14 protein-coding genes are annotated in these 18830 nt (G+C 43.9%); 12 read left to right on the forward strand and 2 right to left on the reverse strand.

Features of this window, described 5'->3' with window-relative positions; all coding sequences use genetic code 11:
* Window positions 1-12: 12 nt before the first annotated feature.
* On the forward strand, window positions 13-1716 hold the full coding sequence (locus tag CS948_RS06345) for a lipid A phosphoethanolamine transferase (RefSeq protein WP_255301887.1): 1704 nt from the start codon (window positions 13-15) through the stop codon (window positions 1714-1716).
* A gap of 410 nt (window positions 1717-2126) precedes the next feature.
* The gene (locus CS948_RS06350; RefSeq protein ID WP_099290887.1) at window positions 2127-3119 is read left to right on the forward strand and encodes an aspartate-semialdehyde dehydrogenase; all 993 of its coding nucleotides are present in this window, start codon (window positions 2127-2129) and stop codon (window positions 3117-3119) included.
* 86 nt (window positions 3120-3205) lie between these two features.
* On the opposite strand, the gene CS948_RS06355 is transcribed toward CS948_RS06350, so the two are convergent.
* Window positions 3206-3475: a hypothetical protein gene (locus CS948_RS06355; protein ID WP_099290888.1), complete on the reverse strand. Its 270-nt coding sequence runs from the start codon at window positions 3473-3475 to the stop codon at window positions 3206-3208.
* 38 nt (window positions 3476-3513) lie between these two features.
* Here CS948_RS06355 and CS948_RS06360 point away from each other — a divergent pair, with 38 nt between their 5' ends.
* From CS948_RS06360 to CS948_RS06395, 7 genes are all read left to right on the forward strand, one after another.
* A complete protein-coding gene (locus tag CS948_RS06360) occupies window positions 3514-4893 on the forward strand; it encodes a peroxiredoxin (RefSeq protein WP_099290889.1) in 1380 nt (459 codons plus the stop codon).
* Window positions 4894-4981: 88 nt separating this feature from the next.
* Window positions 4982-5554, forward strand: a complete 573-nt coding sequence (locus CS948_RS06365; RefSeq protein ID WP_255301888.1) for an RNA polymerase sigma factor — start codon at window positions 4982-4984, stop codon at window positions 5552-5554.
* An 84-nt stretch (window positions 5555-5638) separates the two neighbouring features.
* A complete protein-coding gene (locus CS948_RS06370; RefSeq protein ID WP_099290891.1) occupies window positions 5639-6772 on the forward strand; it encodes a FecR family protein in 1134 nt (377 codons plus the stop codon).
* 80 nt (window positions 6773-6852) lie between these two features.
* Window positions 6853-10443: a SusC/RagA family TonB-linked outer membrane protein gene (locus CS948_RS06375; protein WP_099290892.1), complete on the forward strand. Its 3591-nt coding sequence runs from the start codon at window positions 6853-6855 to the stop codon at window positions 10441-10443.
* Window positions 10444-10454: 11 nt separating this feature from the next.
* Window positions 10455-12005, forward strand: coding sequence for a RagB/SusD family nutrient uptake outer membrane protein (locus CS948_RS06380; protein WP_099290893.1), 1551 nt, complete (start codon window positions 10455-10457; stop codon window positions 12003-12005).
* A gap of 25 nt (window positions 12006-12030) precedes the next feature.
* The gene (locus CS948_RS21620) at window positions 12031-13128 is read left to right on the forward strand and encodes a hypothetical protein (protein WP_176554954.1); all 1098 of its coding nucleotides are present in this window, start codon (window positions 12031-12033) and stop codon (window positions 13126-13128) included.
* Between the two features lie 332 nt (window positions 13129-13460).
* Window positions 13461-15377, forward strand: coding sequence for a redoxin family protein (locus tag CS948_RS06395; RefSeq protein WP_176554955.1), 1917 nt, complete (start codon window positions 13461-13463; stop codon window positions 15375-15377).
* Window positions 15378-15420: 43 nt separating this feature from the next.
* Here the strand turns inward: CS948_RS06395 and CS948_RS06400 are convergent, their stop codons facing one another.
* On the reverse strand, window positions 15421-16113 hold the full coding sequence (locus tag CS948_RS06400; RefSeq protein WP_099290896.1) for a 4'-phosphopantetheinyl transferase superfamily protein: 693 nt from the start codon (window positions 16111-16113) through the stop codon (window positions 15421-15423).
* 222 nt (window positions 16114-16335) lie between these two features.
* Here CS948_RS06400 and CS948_RS06405 point away from each other — a divergent pair, with 222 nt between their 5' ends.
* The 3 genes from CS948_RS06405 (at window position 16336) to CS948_RS06415 (ending at window position 18804) form a co-directional block, all read left to right on the forward strand.
* Window positions 16336-17031 carry an energy transducer TonB gene (locus CS948_RS06405; protein WP_099290897.1) on the forward strand — a complete coding sequence of 232 codons (696 nt, stop codon included), beginning with the start codon at window positions 16336-16338 and terminating at the stop codon, window positions 17029-17031.
* Between the two features lie 202 nt (window positions 17032-17233).
* Complete coding sequence (locus CS948_RS06410) at window positions 17234-17920, forward strand: energy transducer TonB (RefSeq protein ID WP_099290898.1); 687 nt, start codon at window positions 17234-17236, stop codon at window positions 17918-17920.
* 197 nt (window positions 17921-18117) lie between these two features.
* Window positions 18118-18804 carry an energy transducer TonB gene (locus CS948_RS06415; protein ID WP_099290899.1) on the forward strand — a complete coding sequence of 229 codons (687 nt, stop codon included), beginning with the start codon at window positions 18118-18120 and terminating at the stop codon, window positions 18802-18804.
* Window positions 18805-18830 lie beyond the last annotated feature (26 nt).

An 18830-nucleotide genomic window follows, 5' to 3' on the forward strand; every position in this document is an offset into this window, starting at 1 on the left:
CTTGTCAACTTCGTGAAAAAGAGCAAAACCCTGTTCTGGCTCTTCATCGTGTTGAACCTTGTCCCCAACTTCTGCCTGATATTCACGGAACCTCTCTCCGCGATCGGGAAGATCATCCTGATCCTTGTTCCCTTGAGCATCTACATGATCGTCTTCTCGCTCTTCAAACGGGCGGGACTCATGCAACTCATACTCATCCCCGTGCTTATCCTGCATGCGTTCCAACTCGTGCTATTCTACCTCTTCGGGGAATCCGTCATTGCCGTGGACATGTTCCTGAACCTGCCCACCACGAACGCATCCGAGGCGGGCGAACTGCTGGGCAACATCTGGCCCTCCATCATCATCGTGTGCGTTCTGTACATCCCGGTCATCGTGCTGGCCTCCATCGCGGTTCATCACAAGGTAGTCCGCCCTGCCGCTTTCCGCCGGAAAATGCTCACGTGGGGACTCGTGCTACTCATCATCGGTTCCGGTCTTACCGCTTACGAGAAAAGACGGGACAACACCTACGAAGTAAAAACAGACCTCTACCCGGCGAACGTGATGTACAACTTCTACTTTGCCTGCAAGAAATGGAACCGCAGCATGGATTACCCCGTCACCTCCAAGGACTTCTCGTTCCACGCCACACGGGATACCGCCCATGAACGCCGGGAAATATACGTCCTCGTCATCGGGGAAGCCGGACGTGCCGAGAATTGGAGCTTATGGGGCTATGAACGGGAAACCAACCCGAAGTTGAAAAACGAGGCTAACCTCGTCTTGTACAAAGACGCCATCACGCAATCGAACACCACGCACAAAAGCGTGCCTCTCATCCTGTCTGCCGCCGACGCCTGTCATTACGAGCGCCTATACACCCAAAAAAGTGTAGTGACCGCATTCAAGGAAGCCGGATTCAAGACCGTGTTCCTTTCCAACCAAGTACCGAACCGCTCGTTTACCGACTATTTCGGCGAGGAAGCTGATTATTACAAAAACATCCGCCCCACCGAGGACGGCGGTTTAATCACGATCAACAATTACGACGAAGCCATGTTACCTTTCATGCAGCATTATATCGACTCGCTGGCAAACGACAACCTCCTCATCGTGTTCCACACTTACGGTTCACACTTCAATTACAAGGAACGCTACCCGGAAGAGTTCGCTCACTTTACCCCGGCTGACGCCACCGAAATCGAATACAAAAACAAGGCACAACTCGTCAACGCCTACGATAACAGTATCATTTACACGGATCATTTCCTGCACAACGTGATCGAGATATTACGCGCTTCCGGTAGCGACGCCACCATGATTTACTCCCCCGACCACGGGGAAGACCTGCTCGACGACAGCCGGAAACGCTTCCTGCACGCCTCGCCGATCCCAACCTATTATCAGCTACATATCCCGTTCATGATCTGGTTCTCGGACAATTACATCGAGGCACGTCCCAATTTCTATCAAGTGGCACGCTACAACAGCAACGCACCCGTTGCCACGAACCATATTTTCCATACCCTGCTGAACCTTGCCGAGATCAACACCTCGCACTTCGAGCCGGAATTTTCGCTAATCAACCCGGTTTTCAAACGACAACCGCGTATGTACCTCGGTGATCACGATAACCCTATCAATTACTACGAAGTCGGTTTGAAAAAACAAGACAAAGAGATGGTGCAACAGCGAGGCATGGATCACACGGTAAACACTTCCTGCAAAAACTAGGGATATACTCCTGTAAACCAACTGTTACATAACCCCGGCAGGTGACTTTCGGGTGAGTATTGGGCGGGTATTAGGCGACATCGCCTACTCATCGCCCACAGTTTGCCCACTCTTCGCCCACGATTTAGTAAACAATAGGCTTTTTTAACACCAACAACATGCCTGTTCTCGCGATGATTCACCGGACAATAAATTTGCACGTGCCACAGATTGGGATTAAAGAAGGGGCATTCAAGGGTATGTCAACCGTTCTGTTACAATTTTAACACGGGGACACAATATTGAAAAAATACCTCGTTCCTATTGCCGAAGCAATGCTTATTCACTATTTTTGACCCGGTAATAAAACAACTAACTTATATACAAGAAATGCCGTAACAGGCTTTCAAACAATTAAAAATCCATTCGAAATGAAAGTAGCAGTAGTAGGCGCAACAGGTCTTGTAGGAAGAAAAATGTTGCAGGTTTTGGAAGAAAGGAATTTTCCGGTAACAGAATTGATACCGGTCGCCAGCGAGCGTTCCGTGGGTAAAGAAATCACCTTCAAGGGAAAAAACTATAAAGTCATGGGAATGCAGGACGCTATCGACATGAAACCCCAAATCGCTATTTTCTCCGCCGGGGGGGACACCTCCCTCGAATGGGCTCCCAAGTTTGCCGCTGCGGGAATAACCGTGGTCGACAATTCCTCCGCGTGGAGAATGGACCCCACGAAAAAACTCGTGATACCGGAGATTAACGCCGACACGCTGACCCGGGAAGATAAAATCATAGCCAATCCCAATTGCTCGACGATACAGATGCTGGTCGCCTTGGCTCCCCTGCACAAGAAATACGGAATCAAACGCGTGGTGGTATCCACTTACCAATCCGTCACCGGAAGCGGTCTGAAAGGCATCAACCAACTGGAAGGTGAACGGGAAGGCAAAGAAGTAAAGAAAGCCTACGCTCACCCCATCGACCGCAACTGTCTCCCGCACTGTGACTCGTTCACCGAGAACGGGTACACGAAGGAAGAGATGAAACTCGTGAACGAAACGTGCAAAATATTGAACGACGACACGATTAAAGTAACCGCCACAGCCGTGCGGGTTCCCGTCGTGGGCGGACACTCCGAGAGCATCAACCTCGAATTCGAGAAAGACTACGACTTGGACGAGGTTCGCACCCTGTTGGCTCAATCCCCCGGCATCGTCGTGCAAGACGAGCCCATGCAAAATCTCTACCCCATGGCAATCACCGCCAACGAGCGGGACGAGGTCTTCGTGGGACGCCTCCGCCGGGATTTCTCCCAGCCGAACAGCCTCAACCTGTGGGTCGTTTCCGACAACCTCCGCAAGGGAGCCGCCACGAACGCTGTGCAGATAGCGGAATACTTGAACAAGCACCGGCTGTACAGTTAAAAACGAGAGAGATGGTAATTTTAGATTGAAAAATTGCCGATTCCGTGATGAATGAAGCCGGGGTGACATTCCAGCTCTCCCTCTGTTTATAGAGGGAGTACGGCGAAGCCGGGAGGGAGTTCGTTGAAGTACACGTGATGTCTGTATCTTTTCTTGGGAAAAGTGAGGATTTCAACAAACTCCTCCGTCGGCTGCGCCGCCACCTCCCCTATAAACAGAGGAGGAATTGAGTTACTCACCCCAGCTTCATTCATCACTAAATCCTTCAATCTAAAATCTAAAATCATTAAATCTAAAATTAATCCCCCTCTCCTGTCACCCGTCCCCTCTTGTTCCGGATTTATTATTGTATTCAATATTGAAACAATTAGAAATATAAACTAAAATCCAGAACATGAAATGTAAATTAATCCTTCTACTACTCGTACTTGCATCCTGTATGCAGAACGTCGCACAAACCGGAAACAACATCACGGTCACCGCGGATGTACAACAGATTCCCGACCAAGGCTTTTCCATCTCTTACATGAGAAGTATCGTGCGAGGATTTGAATTTGACAAAAACAAGCACGCCGAATGTACCATTGAGGATTTCGATTACTTGTACGTGACCATTCATAACGGCTTCAAAGAAGTCAAACTCATGTATCTCGAAAAAGGGGACAATGTAAACCTGACATTTGACGGGGAGAGCATGGCTAAAAGCCTCGTGATCACTGGGGGATGCAAACCGATTCAAGATTACCTCAACAACATAGACATCCAATGGTCACCGGACTCCGTCTTCGCCCAAGAGGTCCCGGAATTTATCAACAGCCTGAAAAATCTCGTTGCCGAGAACCAAAAAGATCTGGACAAATATTCCGATGAAATCAACAAGGTGAACAAAAAATTTGTCAAGAGAGAGAAAGCCCGTATCAAATACATGATGGGACTATCCATTCTCGACTACGCACGAGCCCACCCAAGTATGGCAAAACTCCGGGATTACAAACCGGGGCAGGATTACTACGACGCGATACTCGCGTGGATGGATGAAGACCCCGACTTCCTCAACATCCATGAATACCGTACGGTTGTGACAGAAGGCATTGCCTTCGTGCTCGGCAATCAAGGAGCGATTAGAAGTCCTTACGAGAAAGTAATGCAACAAGTGGAATACCTCCAAAAACATTTCAAAAATGAACAAGTAAAACAAGGTTTGATCAATTTCTTGGTTTGTAGTTACGTGCAAGCAGTAGGAATTATTCGCTCGAAAGAACTCATCGACTTTTATAATCAACATGTCACCGACAAAGATTTGGTCGCCCAATTCCAAAAAATTTATGACAGCTGGACAACTATCGCGCCAGGCAAAGGCGCACCTGATTTCCAAGCCGTGGACACCACGGGTAAGAAATATTCCCTTAAAGATTTCCGAGGGGAATATGTCTGTCTTTACTTGTGGCCTACGTTCCAACCGAGTATTACCGAATTCGGCTTCCTGCAAAAATTATGCCCGCTATTGGAAGAAAGAAAAGTTCATCTTGTCAGTTTATCTATTGACCAGACTCCCGATTCATGGAGAGAAGCCATCCGGAATAAAGACTTACAAATCGGGACACATCTCTTCATGGGAGCGGATAAAAATTTCCTGAAAACCTATCATTACAATTCAAACAACATGTACCAATTTGTTTTGATAGATCCCGAAGGCAAAATAATAGAAACCCATGTTCCCCGTCCGTCATCGGGTAAAATGGAGGAATTTATCAAGATTTCCACTCAGAATTAAACTTTCTCGCGGTCTAGCGTGCAGACCGCAACTTTTTTATTTCAAGAAATTTTTGTTCCTTTGCAGAAATGGATTGAAAAATAGGGATGTGGCAAATCAAGAGAATTTTTTAAAAGGCATAAACCTGAAAGAGGCAGGTGCATGGAAAGAACTTTACCGTTTTTTCTATGGTGCTTTATGCAATTACGCCACGGGAATTGTTTCCGATGACAGCATCGCAGAAGATATCGTCCAAGAATGTCTTATTTCCGTCTGGAAATCCGAACTCGTGTTTACCGAAGTGAAGGCTCTTTCCGTGTACCTCTATCGTGCCGTGTACAACAACTCGCTCAAGTACCTGCGGGATAAAAAAACAAATGACCGACGTTTATCCCGGTGGAACAGCGAACAGGAAGAAACGGAAGAAATTTTTTTCTATCAAGCCGTCGAGGAAGAAATGATACGGAAATTACGCGTAGCCATCTCTAAACTTCCCGAACAACGGCAAAATATTCTATTGTTGAGTTCCGACGGGTATAGCGTGCAAGAGATTGCCGACTGTTTGGGAATCAGCGTAAATACAGTCAAAACCCAGAAAAAGAGAGCCTACGTGTACTTGAAAGAACAATTAAAAGACAGTTATGTCCTGTTATTCTGGTTAGAATTTCTAGGAAAAAAATAATAGAAAAAAAACGAATTGTCTGTCACCCGCACTTCATCATTTGGGATTTATATATCAAAATGAATAAATATAAAACCAAAAAGCATGAAGTGGGATTTATTACACGAGAAGGCTGAATGGCTTTTCAGAAAGATTACCGGACTCCCGGATACTCCCGTGAATGGCGACGAGAGATTAAAGCACCTCGCTGATAGAATACACGACGGGAAATATATCCTAGAAAAAATACGCCAGCAGGAACGTTTCGATTATACACGAGCCTATCAAAAACTCGTGCACTCTAAAAAAAGATTCTTATTACCCGCTATTTGGAAAGTGGCGGCGGCAATCCTTTTATTAATCGGAACCACGACCGTGTTTTATCTTTTGCGACAACCCGAGCCCGTAACATATAACGATGATATATTTGTTAGCGCCATCAAACCGGGAGAACGTAAAGCCTATCTAATCAAACATGACGGGGAGGAAATTGAGTTAAAAAGCGAGAGGAAAATCATTCCGGAACGGGGAGCCAATATACAAGTGGATTCCTCCGGACTAAATTACGCCATGAGCGACACGGTTAGTTTACAGGAAGAATACTATAACACCCTAGTCGTTCCCCGCGGAGGAGAATACAACCTGACCCTGTCCGATGGCACGAAAGTATGGTTGAACGCCGACTCGGAATTAAGATACCCAGTACAGTTCACCGGAGATACGCGGGAAGTCACGGTAATCGGGGAAGCCTATTTTGATGTACAGAAACAGGCTGACAAACCTTTCATCGTAAAAACCGGACTAGGAAATATTACCGTACTCGGAACTCAGTTTAATATATCAAGTTATCCGGAAAAAGAACGGTTAATCACAACTCTAGTAACAGGAAAGATATCCTATAGCCTACCGGGCGGGAAAAATATCATTCTCTCACCCGACCAGCAACTCACGGTTAATAAAGACGGGACTACAGCATTAAAAGAGGTCGATACACACTATTTTACTTGCTGGAAAGACGGCATCTTCCAATTTGAAAACGCTAAACTGGAAGACATCATGGATCAACTCGCCAGATGGTATGATATCCACGTGTTCTACACGAGCGAAAACGTCAAGCATCTCCACTTCTCCGGAGATTTAAGCCGATTCAAGAATATCGATACCTTTATCGAGATGTTCGAGAAAAGTTCGGATGCTAAACTAACACTAAAAGGAAGGACTCTCATTGTCGGAATGTAATAAAAAGCAAACCGGACTCAGCGCCAACTAAAATCCGGTCTGTTTAATGATTAATTTATACAACTAAAGATTACAAAATTATGAAAAAAAAGGGAAGAATCGTGCACCTCCTTGCAAGTTTCCTGTTTTTATCTATCCTGCTATTGGGCTCTTTATCATCTGACGCTCAAAACAAAGTAGTGAACATGAATTACAAGGATGCATCTTTTGTGGAAGTCATCAACGCTTTCCGTCAACAAACCGGCGTGAAGTTTCTCTACAACCTGGAAAAGGTCAAAAACAAACGTTGCAAAGACTTGATTTTAAAAAATGTTCCGGTAGACAAAGCCATCGGAATCGTGTTGGAGCATTTCGGTTTTACCTATTCCATGGTCGAGGGGGTCGTCGTGGTAAAGGAACTTCCGCGGGAAGGCACGAAAATACAAACCATCAAAGGGAAAGTCGTGGACGAAAACGGGGACCCGCTACCGGGAGTTACCGTCCTTATCAAAGACACTCACACGGGTGTTGCCACTGACGCGAACGGCAACTTCACGCTCACCATCACAGAGAAGAAAGAAAGAATTCTCGTGTTCAGCTTTATCGGGATGCAGACAAAGGAAGTAAAATGCACTGGGAACGAGGTTCTGCGAGTTACAATGCTGGCAGACGCCACGCAACTCGACGAAGTCGTGGTCGAAATGGGGTACAACAGCTTGCCGCGCAAGGACATGGTGGGCTCATACAACACGCTAAAAGCCGACGACATCATGATGCAGGCATACTCCTCTATCGACCAGATGTTGCAGGGACGAGTCCCGGGGATGATGGTCATTAACACTTCATCCCGCGTGGGGCGCAACCCGAAAATCACGATCCGGGGAACATCCACGATCTTGGGAAATACCGATCCGCTATGGGTTGTCGACGGTATCATCCAGCCTGACCCGCTTCCTTTTAACTCAAGCAACGCCCTGACAAGCGATCTGGCTGACCTCGTGGGGAATCAAATTTCTTGGTTAAACCCGGCGGATATCGAAACTATCACGGTATTAAAAGATGCTTCCGCAACCGCCATATACGGTTCCAAAGCATCCAACGGGGTTATCGTGATCACCACGAAAAAAGGAAATGCCGAACGTACCAGCATACGGTACAGTGCCAATTTCTCTTTCCGTGCCCGCCCGAATTACGATATGTTTGACTACATGAACTCCAAAGAGCGCATTCAATTCAGTAAAGAAGCTTACGATGCCGGGGCAAGATACGCGAACGATCCTCTCCCGCAGATATACACCTACGAAGGATTAATGCGTATGTTCAACGAGCGGTCGATCACGGAAGAATATTTCGAAGAACGTATGGCTTACTTGGAAACCGTCAACACGGACTGGTTTGACCTGCTAACCCGCAACTCTTTCAGTAATAATCACAACCTGAGTATTTCGGGAGGTTCTCAAAAAGTCACTTACAACGCGTCATTCGGGTACACGTCCGACCACGGCGTGGAAATAGGGAATGATATGACCAGATTCTCCGCCCGGTTAAACGTGAACGTAAGATTATTAAAAACACTACAAGTCGATTTCAACATCAACGGCTCATTTGGAAATAATAAAGGTTACGGGCCGGGAGTCAATCCTATCGGATACGCGACGACTACCAGCCGAGCCCTTCCCGCGTACGAAAACGGGAAGCAAGCATTCTACAAGAAATATCAAAGGTATTCTTGGGTGGACGGACAACAAGAATTGGGATTCAATATTATGAATGAAATCGATAATAGTTATTCCAAGAATAAAAATTCCCGTTTTGACGTTTCCGTCAACGCGAATTGGGACATCACGCCTTGGCTAAAATACCAATTCGTGGGCAGTATCGCGGATAACCATACCAATGGCGAATCATTCGCGGGAGAAAAAACGAACTATATCACATCCAACTACAGGGGGTACGAGTACGGGACAGAAAAAAACGGCTCGGCGAAATACAAGGCGGCTATCCTTCCTTTCGGGGGTGAATTCCTCTCGAATCACAACCGCACGATCTCCTATAACATGCAACACAAATTGTTACTCTCCAAAACGTTCAACGAGATACACCGCGTAAATGCCATGGCGGGGCTGGAACTACGCTCGGATGAAAACAAAAGTGAACTGAACACCGTGTGGGGATATGTCCCGGAACGCGGGGAAAAAATCATACGTCCTAATTCATACTCGTATTGGACCCCTATCGGTATGTCCAAACCCACGGATTCAAAAATACTGGACTACTTGTACGAGGGAGGCTGGCAGACCACCAGCATGACAAGTAACGCCATGTCCTATTTCGCGACGTTGGCCTATTCACTCATGGATCGCTACGTGCTGAATGCCAACATTCGAGCAGACGCATCCAATCGCTTCGGACAGGACGTGAATAAACAATTCGACCCGATGTATTCTTTCGGTATATCATGGAGAATCGGGGAAGAAGAATTTATTAAAGATAAAATCTCGTGGCTGAACCAGATGAACATACGGGCAACCTATGGAATACAAGGTAACGTGGTAACTTCTGTCAGCCCGGACTTGATCGTTAAGCAAGAAGGAGTTTTAGATATTTATAACGAGTACATCCTCGGCATAAGCAGTTTGCCTAATCCCCTATTAAAATGGGAAAACACGAAAACATGGAATTTAGGTATCGATCTCCAATTATTCAAAGGCATCACGATGAATTTGGAATATTACGGTCGGCGGTCGAATGCCATCATCAGTCAGGATATTCCCAACGAATACGGACAAAAAAGTATGCAATTGAACGGGGGACGCATCGATAATCACGGGATAGAGTATTCCATAAATCTAACCCCTTTCAGTCGTAAAGATTTCGCATGGACAGTAGGTATCAACGCTTCTAAAAACTGGAACAAATCGAAGACCGATGACGTTTCGATTAAGGTGGATCAAATTAGCAAAAATGATTTCTTGAGTGGCGGAAATGGAAACCGGTTATTAAAAAAGGGTTATCCACTAACCGCGTTCTGGTCCTATAAATTCACGGGATTATCACCCGAAACCGGGTATCCTACATTTGACATAGGAGAATTCGAAGAGGGGGATAACACGATAGACCCGACCACATTCCTCGTGTACTCCGGTCAACGCCAGCCCTATTTCACGGGGGGATTGAATACACGAATCCGTTACAAAGATTTCACTCTTGGTGCTGATTTCGTGTTGTTGCTCGGTGGCAAACAACGCTTGACCAGCCCGTATAGCAGTTTTACAAATCAGGGTTCAAAGATTCCCGACCCGTATGACAATCTACCCAAAGATTTGAACAAACGCTGGAAGAAACCGGGGGACGAAAAACACACGAATATCCCGGCTCTCTTCACGAGCGAAGACGTGAACGAACTGAACATACTACTCCCGGACGGTGAAAAAGCATCCATGTATGAAATGTGGGCAAATTCGGACGCGTTAGTTGTAAGTTCCTCTTTCTTGCGCTGTACACAACTCTCCTTGAACTGGAACCTAGACCGGGCATGGTGTGCAAAATTCGGGGCGACCTCTCTTTCTGTCAACGCCAGCGTGAATAACCTCTTTGTTATTGCTAGCAAAAGGTTCAACGGCTTCGACCCCGAACTGGATAGAAGTATACAACCGAAGATTTTTTCTTTCGGTCTTAGTGTCGGATTTTAAATCTATAAACGATGAAACAAAGAATTATATATTTTATCGCCATCCTGATGTTCTCATCTTGCAGCGATTTCCTCGAACCAAAATCCAAAAGCGAGTTTGTACCTAAAGACGTCAGCTCGATGAATGAACTACTGTTGGGTACAGCTTACCCGCGTTGGGATACAAAAGGATTCAACGTTTTCCTGAATATTCTTGATGACGACGTGACGTGCGCACCCTATCAACCGACGACAAGCGGACAAAACCGAAAAGTTTGGCAAGCGGCTTACACTTGGCAACCTGATATGTTCACCATATTTGAAGACGAAGGACTTTCTCCCGACGCAACAAATATATACCAGACTTATTATACCAAAATATTGGGAGCGAATGCCGTATTAGATTATATCGACGATTTAAGTGATGAATCGGATATGAGAAATCTCGTTACCGCCCAGTCGCATGCTCTACGCGGTTATTATTATTTTACACTGGTAAATATTTTCGGGGTTCCCTATAACGAAAACAAAGACGGTCTGGGAGTCCCCTTGAAACTAACAAGCGGAATTGAAGATCGCACCTTTACCAGAAATACCGTGCAAGAAGTCTACGAACAAGTGTTGAAAGACCTTCTGGAAGCCGAACGCCTCTATAAATTAATACCGGAAAGCGAACACTGGAAAAATGACTATAAGACCAGCTTACCCATGGTACAATTACTGTTATCAAGAGTCTACCTGTACATGGAAGAATGGCAGAAGTCGGCAGATTACGCGCAATTGGTCATCGCCAACCCGAACTTCAGCCTGTTTGATTTGAATAATATCATCACAGAAAATGACGAAGGTGAGCGAGTTTACACGAACTTTCATTCATTTTCCTCTCCAGAAGTCATCTGGCTTTACGGGAATACTGAAGATGTCACGTATTTCGTTCGTCATTACAGCGGAGAGGATGCAAATGACCCGACCAGCCACTGTTACTTCAGAGCCTCGGATGAATTGTTGGAGTCTTTCAAAGAAACGGCAGGAGATCTCCGGGCAGAACGTTACATCATCGGGGAGTATAACCCCACTTACGTGAATGGAGAAGCCTATTATATTCCCCAAGCTTTCGGAAAAATCAGCGTAAGTTCCGATTATCGCCCGGGTTCTAATATTTTCGCCAGAAGTTTCCGGCTATCGGAAGCCTATTTGAATCTAAGTGAAGCCGCTGCCATGCTGTACAAAGAAAAAGGTGACAATAACGCCTTGACACAATCTTTGCAAGCATTGAACACCCTTCGGAAATATCGTTTCGAAGACTACACGGACGAACACATTTCCGATTCGGATAAATTGATATCTTTCATTCAAAGAGAAAGAAGGAGAGAACTGTGTTTCGAGGATCATCGTTGGTTCGACTTGCGTCGCTGGGGAATGAAATCCATACAACATACTTGGATTGGCGACCCGAATAGTTCAAAATCCTACACATTAGAGGAAAAAGACCGTAGTTACACGCTCCCACTACCCAAAGCAGCCTTGGAACAAAACAAGAGTCTGGTGCAAAATCCCCTTGCTCCCGCTCCCAGAACAAATTAAATAGTAATCCGATAATACGCGTACTATGAAACAAAGAACATTTATATTAACCCTCATGGGGATTATCATTACCCTCATGGCTTGCTATAGCGAGGATGACTTGACTCCCTCCGGCAACTATTCCGTTACCAAGTTTACCTTTCCGCAAGGCAATAACGCTTGGGACATGGATATCAAAGATATTCACGATAAATACAACGTGTATCTAATCTACAAGGAAGTTACATTTGTTGATTTAAACCGTCAATGGCAATCTTTAGGAACAGGTGACCAATTCACGGGAGATTCCTTGACGAACGAACAAGTTCCCGTATACGTGGATTTTCTAAAGAATCACTTTTTTGCTTTTATTAGCCCGGGAATAGCCCAGAAAGCTCTGCCCGTGAAAATTTATATGTTACACAATTTCAAGAAAGTAACGTCTGACGATGGCACCGGCGGAACAGGCACCGGCGGAACAGGCACCGGAGGAACAGGCACCGGTGGAACAGGTACCGGAGGAACAGGCACCGGAGGAACAGGTACCGGAGGAACAGGCACCGGAGGAACGGGTACCGGTGGAACGGGTACCGGTGGAACGGGCGGTACTACGGATCCAAACTTTGTTCCTTTAAAAATAGACGGATTTGATTATTGGGCAATCAGTTTTACCAATGACGAAATGAGCAATATGGATCCTTATTCCAAGAAGGTAAAAAGAAATATATTTTTCCGTACCTTCATCGAAAATGCCATTCGCAAAGGAAGTATCACGGAACCCGCTGAATTTAAAGACGGAATGGATTACAAAACAAATTTCAACACCAATAAACCTGAAGATCCGAACTATTATTTAACCAGAGGATTTTTGGATATATTCAAAGAACAGGCTCTATCCCCAAGAACACCCTTCTTTATCGGAGAATACACAGGGATAGGCTATGAAAATCCGGATATATACCCGTATGCGGATTTTGTTTATTACATACGTGCAGCAATGTGGTATACCCCGAATGAGTTTGAAGCATATTATCCTGCAGCAAAATATCCGTTAATCAAAAAAAGATACGATATAGTAATTAACCATCTGAAGAATACTTATGGTATCGACATTCAACAAATTGCAAAAGGACCTCAAGAATAATTTATAAAAGAATTGTCCCAAAGTTCGGATTATCCCAAAGTGAAAGATATCCTGCTGATATTACCTGTTGTCGAGGGATATCTTTCACTTTACCGATTCAATCTCTTTTCCCTACAAAAGTTTACACCTCATTACGCTTTCGACCTATGAAAAACAAATTAAGATTTCTAGTTATAGCAATACTATTCCCTTTATTACTTTGTGCGCAAAAAGCAGATTCTTTAAAACACGCATGGAACAAAACTTTTTCTTCCTCTGTAGAAATTGTCAATCAATACAAACAGAACCAACAGGGATTAAGCCCGGAAGCATCAATGCGCAACACTTGCTACATGATACTTAAAAGCGGAGAGTACATCATGTACCAAAAAGGGAATGTCGATGGAATGAACATACTATTACAACCAATCTCCCTGCCCGAACTGGAGCACCCGGTAGTAATACAATTCATGGAAAAAGAAAACACGCTTCCATTTGTCGATTACTATTTCATGATCAAAGAATTAAAGAGCGGAATCCCTTTCGATAATGCCAGAGATGGACTCACCTTCACAACAGAATTTAAAAGTCGTTCGTTAAATCGTTCCGATTACAATAAATTGGAAATGATCTTCAAAAGTTCAAATGAACACTTGAAATCAACCTATCTGGAAAAGTTTAAAGCCCTATTCCGCAACTATGGATGCACGGACAATATGTACAAACTCAAACCTGTCATTCAAAATTATATTCCGGACTCTCCTCAAAAAAATGAAGTATTAAACCTGTACTATCGCTACGAGAAAATACGGACAGGACAACCCGCACCGACTCCTGTATTAAAAGACGCCACAGGCAAAGAATACAATTTTAAAGATTTCTCTGGCAAAGTTATTGTTGTCGACGTGTGGGCTACATGGTGTTGCGTGTGCATCGAAAAAATGCCCGCATTCATGCAACTACGGGATGAGTTCAAAAATAATGACAACGTGGTATTCCTGACCGTATCCATTGATCGTAAAAGCGCTCGCGCCAAATGGCTAAAGGCTATAGAGGACAACAACATGACCGGAATGTTAAACCTGATTCCCAATCAAGATGAAGAATCTGCTTTTGAATCCGCTTATTGTATTCCCAGCGTTCCGCGTTACCTTGTTATAGACAGAAACGGGAAAATCGTAGATGCCTACGCCCCCTCCCCCGGTATTGAATTAAAAGAAATGATAACCAATACCTTGAACAAAGCGCAAGAAGGTACCCGGTGGGAAAACCTTTCTTTTCAGGAAGCCTTGGCAAAATCCAAAGACACGGGCAAAAAACTATTTGTAGACTGTTACACGAAAACCTGTGGTCCCTGTAAATACATGGTAAAAGCCATATTCCCGTTAAAAGAAGTCGGAGAATATTTTAACACGAACCACGTGTGTATCATGAAAGACATGGAAGAAGGCGACGGAATTGAAATCGGTAAAAAATACAACGTGCAAGTCTATCCCACGTACCTGATACTAAACGCGGACGGTAGCATCTATTGCCGTCTGGACGGGGGAGCTGTATCCAGCCCGAAAGAAGACTTCGTGCAGAAAGTAAAAGATGCTATCGAATTGGCCGAATTAAATAAAAAATACCTCGACGGCACAAGAGATCAAGCATTCTTAGAAAAATATATCGCTTTTCTGCAAACACATGATAGAACCCGGCTCCAAAAAATAATGAGTGAAACTATGCCGGGAATGGGGGTAAAGAAATTATGTGAGTCTCAAAACTGGAACTTAATAAAAAACGAAATAACCGACATTGACACGCCTCTATTCCGCTACTTGTTAAACAATCGAAAGAGTTTTACTAAAAAGATAGGGCAAAAGGAAGTGGAAGAAAAAATCATGTCCGCCTACCAGAATGAATTCCGCGTATTCAAGATGATGGGTATCGACTACGAAAAACGTATGGCAGACTTAAAGCAACTGGAAAAAGATTCTTATAACGGAGCCGTGACATTAAGATATAGTATGCTATTTCGCCATATTATAGACAACAAAATCGAGAATCGGGTAAATGAACTATTAAACGTATTGCGACACGGGATTCAACGTCTTGCTTCTCCGAAGGATCAAATGGCGGTATTGAGAGAACTAAACGGCTTTGAACAATTGGCAACCTCGCGACAAAAAACAGAGGCTTGTCAATATCTTAAAGACATCAGCAAAAGTCTTCCATCTAACAACACAGGATACATAGACAGAATAGTAAAGCGCTTTTCTCAAAATTAAAAAAGGAACAAACTTCTCTATTCAAAACACCGGGAACAATTCATCATAATTTGAATTGTTCCTTTATTATTTCATCCAAAATCACTTCCCGCACCCCGGGGATCTGCTCCTGTACACTACACACGTGACAAGCATACGCCATATCTATAGAACAAGGATAAACATATAAAGGCAATTCCCTCGTTCCCTCTGACAATGAAATTTTTCCATCTGAAAACCGCACGACAAAACTATTCAATGGGCGGGTTAATCCCGTACCGGTATATTTAAGGAAACTCTCCTTGACCGACCAGTAATCGTAGAACAATTTATCTTGTTCAACTCCGGAAGCAACTTCCAATTCCCGTACTTCCCGTGCGTGAAAGAAACGCCCGGCAACCTCCATTCTCGCCTTCGACCGCTTTTCAATATCTACACCGATCTCCCCATCGGAAACGGCACACACCACGTAAATCCCCGAATGAGAAATATTAAAAAAAACACCCTCCCGCTCCGCAACAAAAGGCTTTCCTTTCTCCCCCCGGGCAAACCGATAACTCCCGAAGGGCATTCTGAAATATTTCCTTAACGCGAAAACAGTTAAGGCTTCGCCAAGTACCCGACGTATAGCAACACCCTTATTTCTAAAGCTCCCCGCTTCAACCAAACACTCTTCCGACACTTTATCTTGCAAAGAAGTGAACACCTCGTCATACATTTCATCTGACGGAACCCGGATAAATAATACTTTTATCATGATGCAAAGTTAGAAAAGATATAAATAACACCTCCCTCCAATGAACAAATATTCCAGAAAACCTAATAAACACGGGGCTCTTAACGTTATTTTAAAATACAACGAAGAAAAATTTAAGAAAATATTCACATTTATGGTCGAAAAACTTGTTTATATCATTTTTATCTTCTACTTTTGAAACATCAAATTAACGTTTAGATAACATTTCAAAAACGCAAGGTCATGGAAGCAAAAAAAACATCCCGTTCCAATTTGGAAAACAAGCGGTTCATTTTCCGCGAGATAGGGCTTGTTGTAGCTCTTGCAGTCGTGTTTTTTGCCTTTGAGACAAAATTCTACCAAGAAGAAACAAAAGAAATCATTCTCGTGGATACAGAGACCATTGAAGATGACGTTCTCCCGATAGTAGTACCTCAACAAGCATCCAGACCGTTACCCAAGATCAAAATGATGCCGATCGATTATATCGACATCGTGAACGAGGAATTGGAATTGGATGATCCGGACATCATTGACGTTACCGAAAGTCAAAACGGCTCGATAAACGGCATCGAAGGTATAGAAGATCAATATTCGACCGGTACGGGAGATGAAGAATTTGATGAAACTATACCATTTCTTAACCCGGAGCTCATGCCCAAATTTAACGGAGATTTAAACAAATGGCTTAGGAAAAACTTAAATTACCCGGAAAGAGCAAGAGAAAGCGGAGTTCAAGGAAAAATATTTATTGAATTTATCGTTGAAAAAGACGGTAGCATTACTGCGGCAAAAGTGTTAAGATCCGTTCATCCGGACTTGGATCGCGAAGCACTTCGAGTGGTAAACTCCATGCCGAAATGGAAACCGGGAATGCAAAGAGATAAGACCGTAAGGGTGAAATTTACTATCCCTATCACATTCCGCATCAGTTACTAGAAACATACAGTGATTTACATACAATACGAACATCCCGAAAAAGGACAATCTAAGTGGTTGTCCTTTTTTACTTCTCTTTATCCATGAAGCTAAATCTAACATTTCCAATAAAAAAAGAGCAAAAAAGTTTGCATTTGCCACTAAATTTTATTATCTTTACAGGTACATTACGCGAGAGTTACAGAATCTAAACAGCAAGAATATGGAAATCAAAAAAACACCCAAGGCAAACCTCGAGGGGAAGAAAGGTATCTTCTTCGAGATCGGTTTGGTCGTTGCTCTAGGTATTCTACTTTGCGCTTTCAACTGGAAGGCGACCACCGAAGTAGAAGAAGGTTTCAATACCGTGATAGATATTCCGATAGAGGAAGAAATTATCCCGTTTACTCATTCGTACTTAAAACCTCCTCCACCCCCTCCACCAGCCCCTAAATTAACCGATCTGATCGAGATCGTTGACCAAGAACTGGACATTGACGATGAACTAGAAATCGAAGATGCCGAAGCGGACGTGGAGAATCGCACAAATTATTCTTATGACGAAACCGGAAATGGCTATGCCGACGAAGGTGATTACGAAGAAGACATATTCCGAATCGTGGAAGATATGCCCACTTTCCCGGGAGATATCAATAAATGGCTAGGTAAAAACGTGAAATACCCGGTTATCGCACAAGAAAACAACATTCAAGGCAAAGTTATCGTGCAATTCGTGATAGAGAGAGACGGTAGCATCACCGACGTGCAGGTAGTAAGGCCTGTCGATCCTTCATTGGACAAAGAAGCCATTCGCGTAGTAAAATCCATGCCCAAATGGAAGCCCGGTAAACAAAGAGGTAAAGCTGTAAGAGTATCTTACACGGTACCGATCAATTTCAGATTACAATAAAAATCCAATACCTTCTGAAAAAGAGACTGCCAATACAGACAGTCTCTTCTATTTAAGAATATTTAAAGGAAAATCAATCCTATATTTAACATTTTCTTCAAAAAAAAGAAGAGAACTATTGTGGTTTATACCGAATTTGATTATTTTTACCGACGCAAATTGAAGAAATATAGAGCTTATAATATTAAACTAATAACATGGAAATCAAAAAAACACCTAAGGCAGACCTAGAAGGAAAGAAAGGTATTTTCTTCGAGATCGGTCTGGTAGTGGCTCTAGGTATTCTACTTTGCGCTTTCAACTGGAAAGCCAACACGAAAGTAGAAGAAGGTTTCGTTACCGTAGCCGAAGAGCCCGTGGAAGAGGAAATCATTCCAATTACCCAACAGATGATGAAACCGCCTCCACCTCCTCCTCCAGCTCCCAAGTTAACAGACTTGATCGAGATCGTTGACCAAGAATTGGATATCGATGAAGAACTGGAAATCGAAGACGTGGAAGCTAACGTGGAAAACCGCACTGATTATAGCTATGACTATGACGGAACCGGTTACGATGAAGGGGACTACGGTGAGGAAGATATTTTCCAAGTAGTAGAGGATATGCCCACGTTCCCGGGAGATATCAATAAATGGTTAGGTAAAAACGTGAAATACCCGGTTATTGCACAAGAAAACAATATCCAAGGTAGAGTTACCGTACAATTCGTGATCGAGAGAGACGGTAGCATCACTGACGTGAAAGTATTGAGAGGTGTTGACCCTTCTCTGGATAAAGAAGCCGTTCGCGTGGTAAAATCCATGCCAAAATGGAAACCCGGAAAACAGAGAGGTAAACCCGTACGAGTATCTTACACTGTACCTATCAACTTCAGATTACAGTAAGAAAGACACTTTAAACTAATAAAGGG

The organism is Butyricimonas sp. Marseille-P3923, assembly GCF_900184685.1.
Classification (GTDB): Bacteria; Bacteroidota; Bacteroidia; order Bacteroidales; family Marinifilaceae; genus Butyricimonas; species Butyricimonas muris.